The sequence below is a fragment of the Paludibaculum fermentans genome, from assembly GCF_015277775.1.
GTDB lineage: Bacteria > Acidobacteriota > Terriglobia > Bryobacterales > Bryobacteraceae > Paludibaculum > Paludibaculum fermentans.
On record NZ_CP063849.1, the window covers coordinates 5,864,090 to 5,880,394 of the forward strand.

At 63.6% G+C, this 16,305-nt stretch carries 10 protein-coding genes; 4 read left to right on the forward strand and 6 right to left on the reverse strand.

The genetic code is table 11. The annotated features are described in order from the left end of the window. Positions 1-73: 73 nt before the first annotated feature. Complete coding sequence (locus IRI77_RS23065; protein ID WP_194447362.1) at positions 74-2,014, reverse strand: leucine-rich repeat domain-containing protein; 1,941 nt, start codon at positions 2,012-2,014, stop codon at positions 74-76. 214 nt (positions 2,015-2,228) lie between these two features. On the opposite strand from IRI77_RS23065, the gene IRI77_RS23070 reads away from it, so the two are divergent. From IRI77_RS23070 to IRI77_RS38380, 3 genes are all read left to right on the forward strand, one after another. Beyond that, positions 2,229-4,577: a S9 family peptidase gene (locus tag IRI77_RS23070; RefSeq protein WP_194447363.1), complete on the forward strand. Its 2,349-nt coding sequence runs from the start codon at positions 2,229-2,231 to the stop codon at positions 4,575-4,577. A gap of 736 nt (positions 4,578-5,313) precedes the next feature. Then, positions 5,314-5,562, forward strand: coding sequence for a hypothetical protein (locus IRI77_RS23075; protein ID WP_194447364.1), 249 nt, complete (start codon positions 5,314-5,316; stop codon positions 5,560-5,562). Beyond that, on the forward strand, positions 5,559-5,693 hold the full coding sequence (locus IRI77_RS38380; RefSeq protein ID WP_267239324.1) for a hypothetical protein: 135 nt from the start codon (positions 5,559-5,561) through the stop codon (positions 5,691-5,693). Before IRI77_RS23075 ends, IRI77_RS38380 begins: the two co-directional genes overlap by 4 nt. An 87-nt stretch (positions 5,694-5,780) precedes the next feature. Here IRI77_RS38380 and IRI77_RS23080 read toward each other — a convergent pair whose 3' ends face one another. After that, positions 5,781-7,934: a glucuronyl esterase domain-containing protein gene (locus IRI77_RS23080; protein WP_194447365.1), complete on the reverse strand. Its 2,154-nt coding sequence runs from the start codon at positions 7,932-7,934 to the stop codon at positions 5,781-5,783. Positions 7,935-8,133: 199 nt separating this feature from the next. On the opposite strand from IRI77_RS23080, the gene IRI77_RS23085 reads away from it, so the two are divergent. Further along, a complete protein-coding gene (locus IRI77_RS23085; protein WP_194447366.1) occupies positions 8,134-9,297 on the forward strand; it encodes a WG repeat-containing protein in 1,164 nt (387 codons plus the stop codon). 642 nt (positions 9,298-9,939) lie between these two features. Here IRI77_RS23085 and IRI77_RS23090 read toward each other — a convergent pair. From IRI77_RS23090 to IRI77_RS23105, 4 genes are all read right to left on the reverse strand, one after another. Further along, positions 9,940-13,272: a DUF4132 domain-containing protein gene (locus tag IRI77_RS23090; protein WP_194447367.1), complete on the reverse strand. Its 3,333-nt coding sequence runs from the start codon at positions 13,270-13,272 to the stop codon at positions 9,940-9,942. 3 nt (positions 13,273-13,275) lie between these two features. Continuing rightward, complete coding sequence (locus tag IRI77_RS23095; RefSeq protein WP_194447368.1) at positions 13,276-13,680, reverse strand: hypothetical protein; 405 nt, start codon at positions 13,678-13,680, stop codon at positions 13,276-13,278. 616 nt (positions 13,681-14,296) lie between these two features. Continuing rightward, positions 14,297-14,974 carry an HAD family hydrolase gene (locus tag IRI77_RS23100; protein ID WP_194447369.1) on the reverse strand — a complete coding sequence of 226 codons (678 nt, stop codon included), beginning with the start codon at positions 14,972-14,974 and terminating at the stop codon, positions 14,297-14,299. A 16-nt stretch (positions 14,975-14,990) separates the two neighbouring features. Then, complete coding sequence (locus IRI77_RS23105; RefSeq protein ID WP_194447370.1) at positions 14,991-16,058, reverse strand: class I fructose-bisphosphate aldolase; 1,068 nt, start codon at positions 16,056-16,058, stop codon at positions 14,991-14,993. Positions 16,059-16,305 lie beyond the last annotated feature (247 nt).

The window sequence follows — 16,305 nt, forward strand, 5'->3', positions numbered from 1 at the left end:
CAGTTCCTCCTGGAGTTTCTGACAGCTTGCTCCTCCATTCTCCAATGTCCGCGGCCCGCCGCGCCGCCGCTCCTCAGGTGGTATAGGCTATGCGCACCCGCTTCGGGAAGACACGCGTCCCGGCCAGGGTTACGCCCGGTATACCATCCAGATGGACCTCCCGCAGGTTCGGCAGGCCGGCCAGGAACACCAGGCCCGCGTCGGTCACCTTCTGGCACTCATACAGCTCCACTTGCTCCAGCGATGGCATGCCGCCCAGGATCTGCAAGCTGCGGTCCGTAATCTGCGTCAGCCCCGCGTAGTAGTACCGTATCGGCAGCGCCACGATATGGCCCGTCGCGATGTCTGTAGTCTCGCGGCAGTACATGCACGTCAGCCTCTCCAGGTCGGCGCAGCGGCCTACATGGCGGAAGCCGTCATCCAGCAGTCCGATGGGTGTAAGTTCCCGCAGTGCCGGGAACTGCGGCAGGCTCGACAGCGCCTGCTCATCGACGTTGCCCAACCCGATGCCCAGGCTGCGCAACGCCGGCATGCGCGACAGCGCGAGAAAACCGCGGCTGCCGAAGTGCGGACACACCCGGCCCCACAGCCCTTCCAGCGTCCGCGATCGGCTCAGCGCCTCGAAACCCGCGTCGGTCGCAGTCGACTCCTGCGCGCGCAACCGCCGCAACCGGGGGATGGCTGCAATGTGGGGCATCGCCGCGTCGCAGCTAAGCTCTCCGTCGCAACCAAGTACGCTCAGGTTCGGCATCTGCGCGAGGTGCGCCATGCCGTCGGCCGTGATCCCGCTGACGTGCCAGAAGAGATCGAGCTCATAGACGCCCTCCAGGCCGGCCAGCCCCGCCAGGCCGGAGTCCGTGAACGGCCCGTCCACCAGCAACTTCACCCCCCGTTCCTGCGCGGTATTGTCTCCCGCTTCGAGCGCCGGACCGTGCCACCGCTTCAACATCGGGAGATTCTGCAGCAGCGGCAGACCCGCGTCCGTCACCATCCGGCCCGTGCTGAACCGCCGCAGCTTCGCTTTGCCCTGCAGCGCTTCAATCGCTCCATCACCAGTGGGTGAACCCATCAGGTTCACCTCCTCGATCTGCTCGCAATACCGCAGCTTCGAGACCCCCGCATCACTGATGCCCGCCTGCCACGTCATCTCGAAGCTCTTCAGGTTCGGCAGGTGGCGCAGCACCTCCAGCCCCCGGTCAGTCAGTTGGCCGCCGGTGAGGTTCAGGTGCTCCAGTTGCGGCATGCGCGCCAGTTGCAACAGGCCGTCATCGGTCAGTTCACGCGATCCGCCCAGGTTCAATCGGGTGACGTGGACCAGTTCCGCGATGCGCGCCAGCACCTCATCCGTCATCAGGCCGCCGGCGTCCACCGCAGGAATTCGCTGCTCCTTCATGACGCCGACAAAGCCATCCCACTCGCTCCGGTTCATCCGGCGCCGCGGTGCGATGCGATTCTCCTTCGCATCGACCTCGTATGCCTCCACTGCAGGAGGAGCCCCCGTCGCCACCGCCTCCAGCAGCGCAATCCAGCTTCCGAATCCCGCGTCCTGCGCCACCACCACCCGGGCCTCCTCCAGCGCCAGGTAGTTCTTCGGAACCTTCGATGAACGCTGCCGCAGCGCGTAGACCCGCCGCCATGCCTCCGCCCGCACATCGCCGTGGGCAAAGGTCCGCCCGTAATGCGCATTCAGGCGCTGCAGGGCGGCCTCGTCCCCTTCAAAAGCCTGGACGAAATCCTGGGCGGCCTGGGAATAGGCCTCCTGGCTCGCCAAAGACGCGGTCACCGGACCACGCGCCTCCAGTGCCAGTTTCAGCTCCTTCCAGCTTGTCTGGTCGTACTCACGCGCAAGCGCATGCTGCACATCGCGCAGCACCGGAGCCGCTGGGCCATTCGGGTAAGCCTGCTGGAACCGCTCAATTGCGTCCGCATCGTTTTCGCGCAGGGCTTTCAGCCAGCGCTTGGCAGCCCGCTTGAGATTCTCGAGCGAGGTGGTAGAGGTGAGCTTTCGCTGCATGGAAACCTTCCTTCCGTCTGTGCCCGGATTCCGCTTAATTCAGGGCCGGAATGAAAGGTCCGTGAATTGTACACACGTAACAGGGTGGGAGCAGGCTCCCTTGCCGCGGAAAGGAGGCGCCCCTTGGCGCACTGGCAGCAGATTCTCACAGGTTCGATTTTCCTGTCAACACCCGCGCGCCCGCTCCTCCCGGCAAGTATGCTGAAAGTCGCGCATGTCCCTCCGCTGGATCCCGGTCCTCTTCCTCCTGCCCTTGCAGGCTGCTCCCGGCTCTCGCCCGCTCACTCCAAAGGATGTCCTCCGCCTCGAGCAGTGGGGCGAAACAGCCGCCGCCCCTGACGGTCAACTCGTTGCCTTCGTTCGAATCCGCGCTCGCACCTCAGCCGCCAACTCCATGCGCGACTTCATGAACGGCAACGACCGCGCCGATATCTGGATCTCCTCCCTCAACGGGGCGCCGCGTCCCATCACCAATGGAGCCGCCGATGACTCGGGCTTCTTCCAGCCCGTCTGGTCGCCCGACGGCCGGCGGTTGGCCATGCTCTCCACGCGCGGAAACAAAGTCCGGCTATGGGTGTGGACCCGCGCCACCGGAGCCCTGCGCCTCGCCGCCGGCGAGACCGTGGAGATTGCGCGGCCCGTCTGGATCGGCCCCGCAAAACTGCTCTGCGCCACGCCGCCGCCCGGCCGCCAACCCGGAGTCTTCTCCCTCGAGACCCAGGCGCCCGAGGAAGCGATGCGCGCCTGGCCGCTCGCCTGGGCCGGTCGCACCAGCACGGCCAGTGTCCTCAATAGCGGAGAGCCCCTCGACATGGCTTCGCGCCCGCAGGGCCGCCTGCTCCAGTTCGATCTGACCACCGGAGCCGCCACACAACTCCAATCCGGAAACTTCACGAACCTCACGCCTTCACCAGACGGCCGTCATGTGGCCATGCTCGAACTCACTGGCATCCTCCAGCCCGAACCCGGCCGCGTGCTGCCCAATCGCAACCCTTCCCAATACAGCCTTGTCGTGGTGGATGCCCAGGGCCGCCGCCTGCCCCTCACCGGCGCTCCTTCAAACGATGTGCTGCCCGCTTCCATCCAATGGTCTCCGGCAGGAGGAGCCCTGGTCTGCGTTGCCAATACCCCAGAAGGACCGCGCGTCTCCCGCTTCGACGTCGACGGCGTCTCCTTGCGCCTAGCGCCCAGTTACGAAGGAACCCTCGCCTCCGCGCGCGGTGTGCAGTGGGCTCCAGACGGACGGCTGCTTGTCCAGGTTCGCGCGAACGGCCGTGCCGATTGGCTTGTAGCCGGTGGCCCGGCACCAGCCAACCTCACCTCTTCCATGACCCGCCCGCCGTCCGCGCTCGTCCAGTTTGGTGCGAAGCGCGAACTCGCCGCGGTGGCCGATGGCCGGCTGTGGGTCCTGCGCACAGGATCGGCCGCTTTCGAGCCAGTCGGTGACGCCCAGGCCGGACCGCGGCCGGACAGCATCGTCTGGCCCACCGATGGCTCCTCCACAAACTCCCTCGTCGTCATGGCCGCCCGGCGCCTCTTTGCGATCGACACCACACAGGCAGCATTCCGCCTGATAGAGTCACCCAGCCCGTCAGCCCAGTTCGCCGGCTTCCTGCCCCAGTCGTCTACGGCCCTGTTCAAGGACATCACCCCAACCGGGTCATTCCTCTGGACGTCCAACCCCGGCGCCGCACCGCGCCGCCTCCAGGCCGCCAACCAGTTCCTGGAACAGATCGCAGCCGGCACCCTCGAGAAGTTCGAGTACGCCGGCCCCGACGGCAAGCCGCTCATCGCCTGGTGCCTCCGTCCACCCGGTTACGAGCAGGGCAAACGCTACCCTACCGTCTTCTGGCTCTACGCCGGGCTGTCCTTTGGACCCGAGCCCCCGCCCTTCTGGGTCCCGCTGAACTCATCGGGCGTCTTCAACCTGCAACTGCTCGCCGCGCGCGGCTATGTCGTAGTGATGCCCAGCATCCCCCTCGCTCCGGAAGGCCAGCCCAGCGACCCGTATCTCGACATCCCGAAAGCGGTTCTGCCTGCCGTGGACAAAGCCGTAGACCTTGGCATTGCAGATCCGCACCGCCTGGCCGTGATGGGCCACAGTTATGGCGGCTATAGCACTTACGCGATGATCACGCAGTCCCCGCGCTTCCAGGCTGCCATCGCCCTGGGCGGTTTCTGCAACCTCGTGAGCCTCTACGGCCAGTTGGACCCGCGCCACCGCTACGCGGAGTTCGCCCGCGACCGCCTGCTCCACATGCCCCTCCTCGAGTCCGGCCAGGACCGCATGGGCGGTCCCCCCTCGCAGCAACTCGATCGCTACCTCCGCAACAGCCCCATTACGCAAGCCGATCGCGTCATCACGCCCGTTCTCATCGTTCAAGGTGACCAGGACTACGTGCCCATCCAGCAGGGTGAGGAGTTCTTCACCGCCCTCTACCGCCAGAACAAACCCACCGGCTTCGTCCGCTACTGGGGCGAAGGACATGTCCTCGAATCTCCGGCCAATATCGAAGACGTGTGGAAGCGCATCTTTGCCTGGCTGGAGCGCTACCTGCGCTGAACGTCGTCCAGTCTGGTGCGCCACCAATCGTACAGGCAAGTCATTTGCAATACAGATTCCGTACCCTGACGCTCGCGCCAAGCGGCGGGATCAACTCCGGCCAATCGCGAAAAGCCTTGCTTCTCAATGATTACGGCAGCTTCTAGCTCCCAGGGGCTTCGCGCCGCCTGCGGAAAGTCTCCCTGGGACACACTGCGCCCGCCTCAGCCACGCGGGCTTCATTTATGCAATTCACTTGCAGATTACTATTGACTCACATCGGCCGCCTTAGTAATCTGGAGCGGAGAGAGGCTGGACTGGGGACTCCAGCGCGCTCTCTGTGAGCGAATTGAGCCCCATGGAACCAACGGAAACCAGCAGAACGGCGCACCCCGCCAAACAGGAGACGCGGACTGACCGCATTCACCTGGAGTGTTTGGGCTGCGGCCGAGTGGAAGAGTTTGCCAGCCCCCTGTTTGCAGTTGTCAGGGACGAGATTGCCCGTACAACCGGCTACTCCATTCACGCTGTAAAGCTCGGAGCGACCGGGCACTGCCGTTCCTGTCGTATCCGGCAGTCGGCAAATCAGCACTGAGACCCGGTGCGCGGAAGGCAATCCGCGTCATTTCGATTGGAACCGGGCTTCCGTTCCGCGTCGCTGCGGGCACTCGTTCCACACCAGAATCACCGGTGCGTGTAGTCGCGTGCATTGATGCCATTCGAGCGGCCTTTGGCCATTTACAGGAGAGGCGGAAACATGGAAGCGGATGCGTATGTTCTGGCCGAGATCCCGGGCTTTGGCCGGATCTACGACTGTGGCGGATGCGGGAACCTGCACCTGAGTATCGGGCCGGTCAGTCTCACTCTGACCCCGGAGGCTTATATGCAGCTCACTGCACTGCTCAATACCAGCGCGGCCCAGTTCGAAATGCTGCTGCACAGCCGCCGGATGAACGCCCCCCATCAACTACCCGGCAGCATGCCGCCGGGACTGGAAGGGTTGTGAAGCCCACGCGAAGCGCCGGCCGCCATCCGCGCCCTCTGCAATGGGAGCTGTGGGCCGGGCTGCTGCCGGGACTCTACATGGCGTTGATCGGCTTGGGCGGGCTCGTGTGGCTCTCCTGCGCCGGAGCCTAGTGGCGCTGGCCCTACCTGGAAACAATAGGAGCACGGTCGCCTGCGGGTACACCGTGCTCCTCAAGCTACGCCGGTCGGCCAGGAGCCTTATCTGTGCGCACTGGGATCGCCGGTCGGCGGCGGAGCCAGGTCCTCCTGCGCCGGTGCGCCCAGCAACTCCTGGAACAGCGGCTTCAAAGCGTCCGCCCAGGCCTGATATGCCGGCTCCACCGGGTGGAGCTTGTCCGCGCTCATCATGCCCGGCCTCAGCACGCCCTGGCTGTCCGCCAGTTTGTCGTTGATATTCAGATACCGCACCTTCGCGCCGTCCGCCGTCTTCGCCAGATTGGCGTTGATCCCGTTGATCACCGGCATCGCCGCCATGTTGTCGTTGCGCGGGAAGATTCCGGTGACGATGATCGTTGCGTTGGGCGCCTTGCTCCTGATCGCATCGACGACAGCTTGCAGCCCCTTGCTGACATCCGCGATCAGGGCGTCTTCCGAACCCCGCACCGTCCTGGAGCCGATGTTGTTCGTGCCGGCCATCACCACGACGACCTTCGGGTTCACCCCTTCCAACTCCCCATTGTTGAGGCGCCACAGAATGTTCTGGGTCCGGTCTCCCCCCCAACCGAAATCGGCGGCGTTCCAGCCGGAGAAATTGCGCTTCCAGTTGGCCAGAAACTCGGGATAATCCGTGGCGCCCCAGCGCCGCGTAATCGAATCCCCCTCGAAGTAGATGTCGATCCGCCCCTTCTTGGCCTTCTCCACCAGTTGTCCGTGCGCGACGATCGAATTTGCGTCCATGCGCGGCGCCGCCACATCCGCCGCAATCGGCGGAGCCGGCTCTCCCACATACGAAATGAACTTGCTCGCCCACGGGAGGAAGTACTTCCAGTTCGGGCCGTCCGTGTGACCGCCGTCGTGCTGCCGCCACGCCAGTTGCCCTTCCAGCAGGCTGACATTCACACCCGGCATCTTGGCCGTCCGGTAATCCCCGGTCACGCCGATGTCCTTTACCCCAAGCAGCCGGAACACCGGACCCGCGGCCACCGTCGCCATGAAGCTCCCCTGTTGGTCGAGCCACTTCGCGTCGCCCTTCTCCGGAATCCCATAGCTGATGAACGTGAGCCGCGGCGCGCACAGCGCAATCAGTTCGTGCGAGTCCACCGGCACATCGCCCGCGTTCTTGCTCCCAACCGTCGCCTCCGCCGCGCCATACTTCAGGAAATTGCCGGCCATCCAGTGGTATTCGCCGGAGCCCGTCAGGTTCTCCACGGCCTCACCAAAGTTGCGGCGGTGCGGCTTGGCCCCACCTTCCCCCGAGGAGCCCACCAGCACCAGCGCGAACCGCGTGTCGTACGCCATCGTCACGAGAGCCGCTTTCCCATACCGCGAGACCCCCTCGATGCCCACATGCTTCGCATCGACAGCTGCATCGGTCTCCAGATAATCCAACCCCCGTGAAGCACCCCAACCCCAGGCCCGCAGCGCGCCCCAGTCCTCCGGCTTCCTCGGCTGGCCCTTGTTCACCAGCCCGATGATGCCCTTGGTCAGTCCCGCGCCGTTGTCGGCCTGCACGCTGCCCGGATTCAGCAGCGCGTAGCCCCAGCCCGCCGCGATCAACTGCATCGTCGATGGCGGATCCGTCCCCGCCATGGCCGCAAATCGGGCCATGGCTGCCGGCAGCGGCGTGGGAGGCAGCGCCGCCCGGCCGAACATCATCATCACCGGAACCGGCTTCTTCGTCCAAGCCGGAGTCACCACCACCATCTGGATCTCCACACTGATCGCAGGGCACAGGCTGTTATCCGCACGGCCCGTGAGCTCCTTCGCGATGACTGGATACGGCCCCACCATGTCGTTTACTGTCTTGGTAACAGTCCACGTGATCTTCGGAACGACGGGAGGAACCCGGCCCAGCACCTCACGGTCAAAGTCCTCCACGATCTCCGGCCGCCGCTGCTTCCACCACGCCTCAGCCGTCGTGACCGGCTGCCCGTTCTTCAACGTCAGAACGGCCGGGTAGTCCGGAAAGGGATTGGCCGTGGCTTCGTCGTAGTTCGCATGATTCGGCGCGCTCTCGTTCCCGCTCGGACCCGGCCGCAGCGCCTTGATGCCGAGCTGCTCCATCATATTGCGATGGTCTTCGGCGGCGGTCCAGTTTTTCGGTTCAGGAGACTGGCCGTTCACTGCAAACAGCATCGAAGCAGCGAACAACAGGGACATTGAGCGGGACAGGCAATTGGGGCGGCTAGGCATCGTGGACTCCCGGAATTGGCAGCACCTAGTGTATCGATTCATTTCCCCGGTTGCAGGCCCTTGGGGGAGGCATGCACGAGCCAGCTCGCCGGCTTCCAGCCTGATTTGCAGCCTGGACCGGTGCCCGGATAGCCTCTCAATCCAGCCTTTCCACTTCAGCCTCACCTTCCACACTCCAGCGGGAAGCTAAAATTCATCCATGAGGTTGCTGGCCCTATTCACCCTCCTCGCCACAGTTCTCAATGGGTGCGAATCCGTCACCTTGATCTGGATGCCCTTCACCAATTCCGCCGATCCGCTCTTTCGCATCATTGAGAATGACCGCGCCGGATACATCGACGCCCAGGGGCGCGTCGTGATCCCGCCGACCCTTCGGTTCATGAGCGAGGGCGGCCAGGCTTTTCACGACGGTCTGCTTTCGCTTGGGATATCGGCTGGCCCATTCCTCGACAGCAAGGGGCAAAAGGTTCTGGACAACCACTTCTATCGCGTCTGGAACTTCTCCGAAGGCCTGGCCGCGGCCATGGAGACCTCAGAATCCGCTTGGGGCTACATCGACCGCTCCGGCCAGTTCGTGATCCCACCGAAGTTTCCGTTCTATCCAAAAGGCGCGGTTAGTGACTTCTCGGAAGGGCTGGCCGCCGTCGAAGTGGAAGGGAAACTCGGCTACATCGATCGCACGGGCGCTTTCGTGATTCCGCCTCAATTCGCAGCCGGAACCAGCTTCGAGAATGGCCTCGCCCGGGTGGTGGTGAATGGGCCCTGTTCCTACATGAACTACGATTCCGCTGACCCCTGTATGGCCATGTCCCCTGCGGTGGCACCTACCACGCGAAACGACGCGGAGAAACCGCCCGCTCCAACCCGCCAATGCCAGTGGATCTTCATCGACAAGACCGGCCGCAGAGCGATCTCCTCCCAATTTGAAGGTGCCATGGCCTTCCACGAAGGACTGGCGGCCGTCCGCTCCGGGGACCAATGGGGCTTCCTCAATCGCCAGGGCGCCTACGAGATCTACCCGGCCTTCGAAGCGGTGCATTCTTTCTCCGACGGCCTGGCCCTGGTGTCGAACGGCAAGGACAGCGGCTTCATCGACAGGACAGGAGCCCTCAAAATCCGCGTCGACTACTACCACGCGAAACCGTTCTCAGAAGGCCTGACCGTCATCCGGACACCCGAGGACCGCTACATCTACGTCGACACCACCGGCAAACAGGCGATCCCGGAAACCTTTCTCCTGGCCAGCCGTTTCTTCCACGGCCTGGCCCACGTCAAGCTGACCTCAACCTCCAAGTTCGGACGCAGCGGCACCTACGCCTACATCGATAAAACCGGCAAACGTGTGTACGAGTACACGCGCTGAGTGGGCGAAGAAGAGACACTCGCCCCAATGGAAAACGCACTCAAATCACGCTGATCAACAGAGAGCGTCGAAAAGCTTCTGAGGAATCCCTCACGGCCCACCGTGCCGCCAAGGCGGACCAGACCGCAACGAACCCCGACCGTCAGGGAGGGGTCCCCACCGCGCTACGAACCGCGACTGGCATGAAGCGGGCCTCGGCCACCCACGCGTCTTCAACGAAGCGGATAGCCACCGAAAGCTCCACTCAATGCAGCAGCGCAACCCTTTGCCGGCCCGTCTTCAAGTGAGCACTGTACGACCCCTGCTGTCCGCCAAAGTGGAGGAAAGCTCCGCTGGACCCAAACCCGTAGGACGGCGGACCCCCTGGTCCGCGGGCGACCCCCTGGTCGACCACCCGGACGCTCTTCGCCACCCACCGGCCTGACTTTCAACAGAGGCCCAGCATGGCCCCACGGGCCGCCAAAGCCGAGGAAGCCGCAAATTGAGCCGCGAACGTGAAGCGGATAGCCCGCTGAACGGCTGCAACGACCCCATCCATGCGACCCTTTGCCAGCGCGTCTTCAATTGGGTTGGGCAACCCCGAGCGGCATCGGCAGTGAATCCTCAAGCAAAGCGACAGTCCCGCACATCCGGCTCCCCCGCCTACCGCGCATCAATCTGGCGGTTGATCGTCGTGTCCTTGATCTTCTTATCCTCCGCCAGCAGAAAGGCCTTGCTCAAAATGACAGCCAGGGTCAGGTCCCCTTCGAACGGCAGATAGATCTCGCCCTCGGCTGATCCGGCCCGGGCATCCCGCACGATGCACAGATACTGGTCATTCGGCTCCATCAGGATATTGCCGGAGCCCAGGTGGATCTTGTACGTCCGCCGGTCGCCACGCACCTCCAGGAATCGCTCGGTCAGGGTGCACCGGCCCGCGATCTTCAATCGCGGCACCAGCCTCTGCAGCGTTTCGCGTCTTGTGACCGCTGTGGCCGAAAGCGCCCCAAAGGAATAGGACGCCCAATAATTGCCGTGTTGCGCGGCATGACCGCCATCCTGCCACGTAGGATCGTTGCCGATCGAAGACACCCCGACAAACAGATCCACATCCCGCATGATCTCGGAGAGCACCAGCTCTGGAATCTGGTCGAGCCTCAGCGGTTCGTTGATGTTCTCAACCCCTGGTCCCATCGCATTCGCACAGTAGCCGCCGCCACCGGCATGAGCCGCATTCTGCGCGGCGCCGATTCGATAGAAACGCACTTGGTCGGTGGCAAGCCGGTGGTAGACCCCCGCGTCGTTCGTATCCGCGCCATAGTCTGTCCCCACGCCCTCCACCCAGAACTCAGCCCGCAGCCCCCAGGCCGTCAATTCGCGGCTGGCGGGTGGATAGGAATCGTCCACCAACAGCCGGAGCTTATTCTTCCACCGCCGGGCTCCGCAGAGAGCGTTGAACTGGTGCTGCCGGAGGATGTGGCCCGCGAACCGGTTCGAATAAGTGGAGGTCTGCTGCTCTGCATCGGTCAGCAGATAGACTTCCCGATGGGCCTGCTTGAAGGGCTGCACAATGTCCAGTTCTTCAATCCTGCGGCGCCAGGCAACCACTTCGTCGATGCTCTTGCCCGTGGGATGCCACAGCGAGACCAGGGCACCCTCAGGAATCTCATGGCGGTTGCCCTGCACATCCAGAGCCTCGCCATCCGCTACCGTAACCGCGGTCTCCCCGATTGACCAGATGAGCCGCCGCCCAATCGTGCCAACCAGTGGATGATCGACGTACCGCTCTCTCCACACTTCCGCCGGCCAACTCTTCCGTTCCAGGAACAGGGCATCCACCCGGTCCCGCTGCGCCGACAGCATCGACTTCACGTCGCTGAGCCCCTGCTGAAGCTCCTTGAGTGTTTCGCCCCCGCTCTTCTTCACCGCCGCCGGAATCGACTTCAGCGGCTTTCCCTTCGCATCGAACCACTTCAGTTCGGCCTCGCTGCCCGTCACGGCCAACTCCGCCCGGTATTCGCCGAATACCTCCTCGCGCCGGCCGACACTCTCCAGCCCACAGGCCGGCACGCTCATCTCTTCAACCTGATCGCGCGGCAACTCCAGCGCCTGGGCAGCCCCATCGAAGGCTTTCTCGATCTCCTTCTGCGCTGTCCCGAAGCGCACTCTCACCTTCAGCATGGCCAACTGCCCCATCGCCTCCGGTGAAACCATCTCAGACAACGCATAGACCGCCGCATTCCCCGCCTTGACCGCGCGCGGCCCGATGCCCGGAATCTTCTTGTAACTGGAAAGCGCGACGGAGCCCACCAGGCGCGCCAGCCCCGCGGGCTGGGGGAGCAGCGGGATCGACCACAGCAGGCCTCTCAAAGCATTGGCGTTCTCGTCATGCATGGAGTCAGCCGCGCCGCGCGTGTCACCGAGAAATCCAGGGGCCTTCAGCAGAGTCCGCCCGCGCGCCACCAGCGGCAACCACCTCTCCATCGCCTCGCGGAACTGAGCTTCCCCCAGTTCCGCCACGAGGAGCATCGTGGCCTTCTTCCATTTGCCCGAAGGCCTCGAGGAACTGGCCCCCAACAGGTGCTCCAGCAGCTTGACCCATCTGGAACGGGACGCTCCGTCAAGGCTGGCAATGTCTGCGTTCAATGCATCACTCCAGGCTTCTCCGGGTACCAGGTAAAAGCGCGCGGAGTCGCCAATCCATTCCGTGATTCGCTCGATCTCCGGAGCACCGATCCCTAACGGCGGTCCGCTGACCCTAGCCCCGCGCCAAAGATGAAGCACGAATCGCTCTCCGTCACTCAGGTTTGCTCCGTTACCGGTAAACTCCTCAATAGCGTTGAGGACCGTCTCTATCAGCCTCTCAGGCAACTGATCCGAGGCAGCTCTCATCGAGAGATACAACAGGAAGTCGAATAGTCCCTCGCGATCGAACTGCGCTCCCGAAGCGATCAACGTCCGGGCAATGGCCGCGACGGCATAGTTGGCCTGCCACACCCGCGTATTCAGGTAGTCGGGACTGGAGCCCAGCAGCGTTTCCAGATAACGCTCAGCCGCGGCCAGCATCATCCGCCCTCGTCGCGGAGGGTCGAGCGCCAACACTTCCCGGCCCGCCGCGAAATTGCCGAGAACGGGGTTGTGGTAACTGTCGGCTTCCAGGATCTCTGTCAGTAGTTCCGTCAGCTTGCCGTGCTCCCAACTCAGCGGGGATCCGGGGGGTAGTGGGAAACGGTCCGGCTCAATCTGAACGCCGGTGTGCTCTGGAACGGTATTCGTGATCCCAAGCGCCAGCTTGAGGTTGTTCAGGACCAAGGGCGTGCCCACCGGCGCGGGCTCGGGCGGCGGAGCGGCCGTCCTGGGCGGTTCCACCTCTTCTGTCGCAAGCCCCGCCCGCCCGCAAATCTGCTCGAGCGTCGTGCCCATCCGGCTGGACTCCCGGTTGTGCGAACTTCGCAGCGCTACCGCAAAGGCGCGCGTAGCCTCGCGCAGCTCCGTGTCCAGTTCATGCGCGGCTATGTAGCGTTGAATTGCCTGGGTCAACATCGAGACCGAAACCTGATAAAAGCTCGGATGGTTGGGTCCGATGCACCATTCGATCAAAGCCAACAGGTCACTCCTCGTGAAAGGCAGCGCCCGGCGCAGCAGTGCGGAGATCAGCGATTCCACCGCCTGCCGCGGAGTCCACCACCGGATCCACTCGGGGTGCGTTTGCGGATTGAGGCGGTCCATGTCCGTCTTGCCTTCTGCACGAACTCGCGCCACCTGCGCATCGAAGTAACTTACCTGCTCCAGGCAGGCCAGGATCAACCGCCTGGCTCCCTCCGGCGGCGTCTCCCACAGAATGCGGCCGCTCTCCGTGGACTTTATCTCGAGTGGTCGGAAGAACCCGCCGTAGGCCACCGGCCGCGCCACATCGCGAATCCAGCGGCTGATGGCCTCATGCTCGGAGCCAAGCGGATGGCCGGCTTGCGGCGGAAACTCCTCGATCTTCGCCACGGCTTAGCCCCCTACCAACGGCACGAGCTTGACGAAACTGATCTTCGTAGAAGGTCCGGCCGCGATCTCCTCGTCCAGGCTCTCCACCTGCCGGTCGTCGACGATCACGAAGTAGGCATTCCGGGCAAACCCGTCCAGCGCCCGCGCAAACTGCGCCTCCCAATCAATCGGCGCGCGTTTCCGGAAGCGAGGCTCCGCCTTGTCGCTGTTGAGGACCCGTTCCGTCTCGGTTGGTTGAACCAGGCCCTGGAATGCCTTTCCATCATCGCGGCGGTTGAACGCCCGCACCTCCTGATGGACGCGTTCCCTGATCAGCTCGCGGACCGTAATTCGTTCGGTCAGGAACTCGACCGACACTTCGTGCAGGGACTGACCCGAAGGCGTTTCGTCCCGGATGCAAAGCAGCATTCTGGAATCCTCGCGGCGAAAGCCGAAGCAATTTCCGTCAGTACTCACGGATGAACTTCAGATTGTACCGGGAATTCTGCCGCAATGACTCAGGCCAGCCTCCGCCCCCCGCGAGGCCCTCAGCGCTCGCAACCGCGCTGCAAACCGCGACTGGCAAGGAGTCCCCCATGGCCCTGCGGGCCGCCAAAGCGAATGAAGCCGGGCCCCCACATCCCCAGTCCCGGAGCGCAGCGACGGGCTACGCGGGCGGCTTCAACGGAGTGGTCCGCGGACACATGCGCCTCTCTTGACCCCAGCCAGGCGCCTTTTGCGACCTGCCCGGCCAGACGGTGCCCGCCGCGACAGAAGAATATCTCTCTTCAAATCAACCGCTTCCCAAAAACCGTGCCGAAAAGCCGGGGATCGGCCTGCTATCATCTCCGCGGATCCGGAGGGTGTGTCCGCCCGGGTCCCAGTCGTGGGGCACCCGGTGCCGCGCGAAGGCTCTTTGACATTTAAACCGCCGCGTCGCCTGGGGCCGCCCCACGCCCGCACTCATTCGAAAAATTCGCATTCGAACCAATTAACTAATTAATTATCAATAAGATGCGTTTTCAAACGAACCCAACGCAACCGCCTACCCCGCCGCCGCCAGGATCTTCTCCAGCGGCCACTCCCCCAGTTCCCCAATCCGCTCCAGCGACACATCCGCCGCCTCATACTGCGCATTGGCTTTCACATCGAGGGCATAGTGACCCTGCCTCACAAACACAGTCGTCACCTTCTTGCCCCAGACGCGTTTGATCGCCGCCAGGATCCTTAGCTTGTCGTCCACCACCACATAATGCTCCGCCGGATACCGCGCCTCGACATCGGCCAGTTCCAGCTCCTTGTGGACGTAGATCAACACGTTCTTGTCGAACGCCTCATACAACCCGGACCGGAAGACCTTCTGAGGCTGGAACACCACATCCCCGTCCGTCAGGATCACCGCCGTGCCCCACTGCTGCACGTGCGCCACCGCATCCAGCGATCCTGGAAACAACCGGTTCGCGAACGGATACCCGGAGAGGTAATACGACACCGCCAGCAGGTTGGGTTCGTGCGGATACTCGATGCGGTACCGCTGCAGCGCGCCCAGGTAATCCGCATACCCCAACTCGGCCCGGATCTCTTCAAAGAGCTGCCAGTACCGCCGCGCCAGCTCCGGGCCGATGGTCCCGTCCAGGTGCCGCCGCAGGTCGGCGGACACCCGGTCGTGGTTCAGCAGCGTGTTGTCGACGTCAAAGAGGAAAACTACCTTGCCGGCTGCCATGCGGGACCCTCGATTCTTACGCCACCGTGATCGAACTATCCAGGTACACGTCCTGGATCGTGTTCAGCAGTTCCACGCCTTCCTTCATTGGCCGCTGGAACGCCTTGCGGCCCGAGATCAGGCCCGTACCGCCCGCGCGCTTGTTGATCACCGCGGTCGCCACGGCCTCCGCGAAATCGTTCGCACCCGATGCGCCGCCGCTATTGATCAGGCCCGCGCGGCCCATGTAGCAGTTCGCCACCTGGTAACGCGTCAGGTCGATCGGATGGTCGCTGGTCAGCTCGCTGTAAATCCGCTTGTCCAACTTCCCGTAGCTCGAATCGCCCGCGTTCAACGCCAGGTATCCGCCGTTGTTCTCCGGCAGCTTCTGCTTGATGATGTCCGCCTCGATCGTCACGCCCAGGTGGTTGGCCTGGCCCGTCAGGTCGGCCGACACGTGGTAGTCCTTGTCCTTCTTGAACGCGTTGTTGCGCAGGTAGCACCACAGCACCGTCGCCATGCCATACTCATGCGCCAGCGCAAACGCCTGGCTCACTTCCACAATCTGCCGCGAGCTCTGGTCGGACCCGAAGTAGATGGTCGCGCCAATCGCCGCCGCGCCCATGTCATAGGCCTGCTTCACCGTGCCGAACATGATCTGGTCCGCCTTGTTCGGATACGTCAGCAGTTCGTTGTGGTTCACCTTCACGATGAATGGGATCTTGTGCGCGTACTTCCGGGACACAATCCCCAACACGCCAAAGGTGGACGCCACCGCGTTGCAGCCGCCGTAAACGGCCAGCCTTACGATGTTCTCGGCATCGAAGTAGTCCGGGTTCTTCGCGAAGCTCGCGCCGCCGGAATGCTCGATCCCCTGGTCGACGGGCAGGATCGACAGGTATCCGGTCCCGGCCAGGCGGCCCGACTGGAACATCCACTGGAGGTTGCCCAACACCCGGTTGTTGCGGTCGGAGTGGACGTAAATGCGATCGACAAAGTCCGGCCCGGGTACATGCAGCCGCTCTTTCGAAATCTTCGGTTCAGAGAAGCCCAGCAGTGATTCGGCGTGGCTGCCCAGCAATTCAACAATCTTGGTAGAGCTCATTTCTTCTCCTTGAGGAAAGGTGGTGCGTCTCCGGTGATCAGCCGGCGGCGGATTCCCATTCATCCGCTCTGCGCCGCGTCAGGCATCCCTGTCCTGGATCGGCGCGTACCCCTCTATTCGCCCAGCATGACACACTCCACCCGCGCCTCGGATCCCCCATTTGAGCAGGGACCTGTCCATTTCGGCCCGTCCTGGTGTACAGTGGCCTTGACTTCCTCCGCCGGACGCCGCCGTCGACCCCGCCCGG

Bases quoted from the DNA above. Each gene is read 5' to 3' on its own strand.
- IRI77_RS23105 (WP_194447370.1), bottom strand. From the start codon at position 16,058: ATGAGCTCTACCAAGATTGTTGAATTGCTGGGCAGCCACGCCGAATCA.
- IRI77_RS23065 (WP_194447362.1), bottom strand. From the start codon at position 2,014: ATGCAGCGAAAGCTCACCTCTACCACCTCGCTCGAGAATCTCAAGCGG.
- IRI77_RS23095 (WP_194447368.1), bottom strand. From the start codon at position 13,680: ATGCTGCTTTGCATCCGGGACGAAACGCCTTCGGGTCAGTCCCTGCAC.
- IRI77_RS23075 (WP_194447364.1), top strand. From the start codon at position 5,314: ATGGAAGCGGATGCGTATGTTCTGGCCGAGATCCCGGGCTTTGGCCGG.
- IRI77_RS23070 (WP_194447363.1), top strand. From the start codon at position 2,229: ATGTCCCTCCGCTGGATCCCGGTCCTCTTCCTCCTGCCCTTGCAGGCT.
- IRI77_RS23085 (WP_194447366.1), top strand. From the start codon at position 8,134: ATGAGGTTGCTGGCCCTATTCACCCTCCTCGCCACAGTTCTCAATGGG.
- IRI77_RS23080 (WP_194447365.1), bottom strand. From the start codon at position 7,934: ATGCCTAGCCGCCCCAATTGCCTGTCCCGCTCAATGTCCCTGTTGTTC.
- IRI77_RS23100 (WP_194447369.1), bottom strand. From the start codon at position 14,974: ATGGCAGCCGGCAAGGTAGTTTTCCTCTTTGACGTCGACAACACGCTG.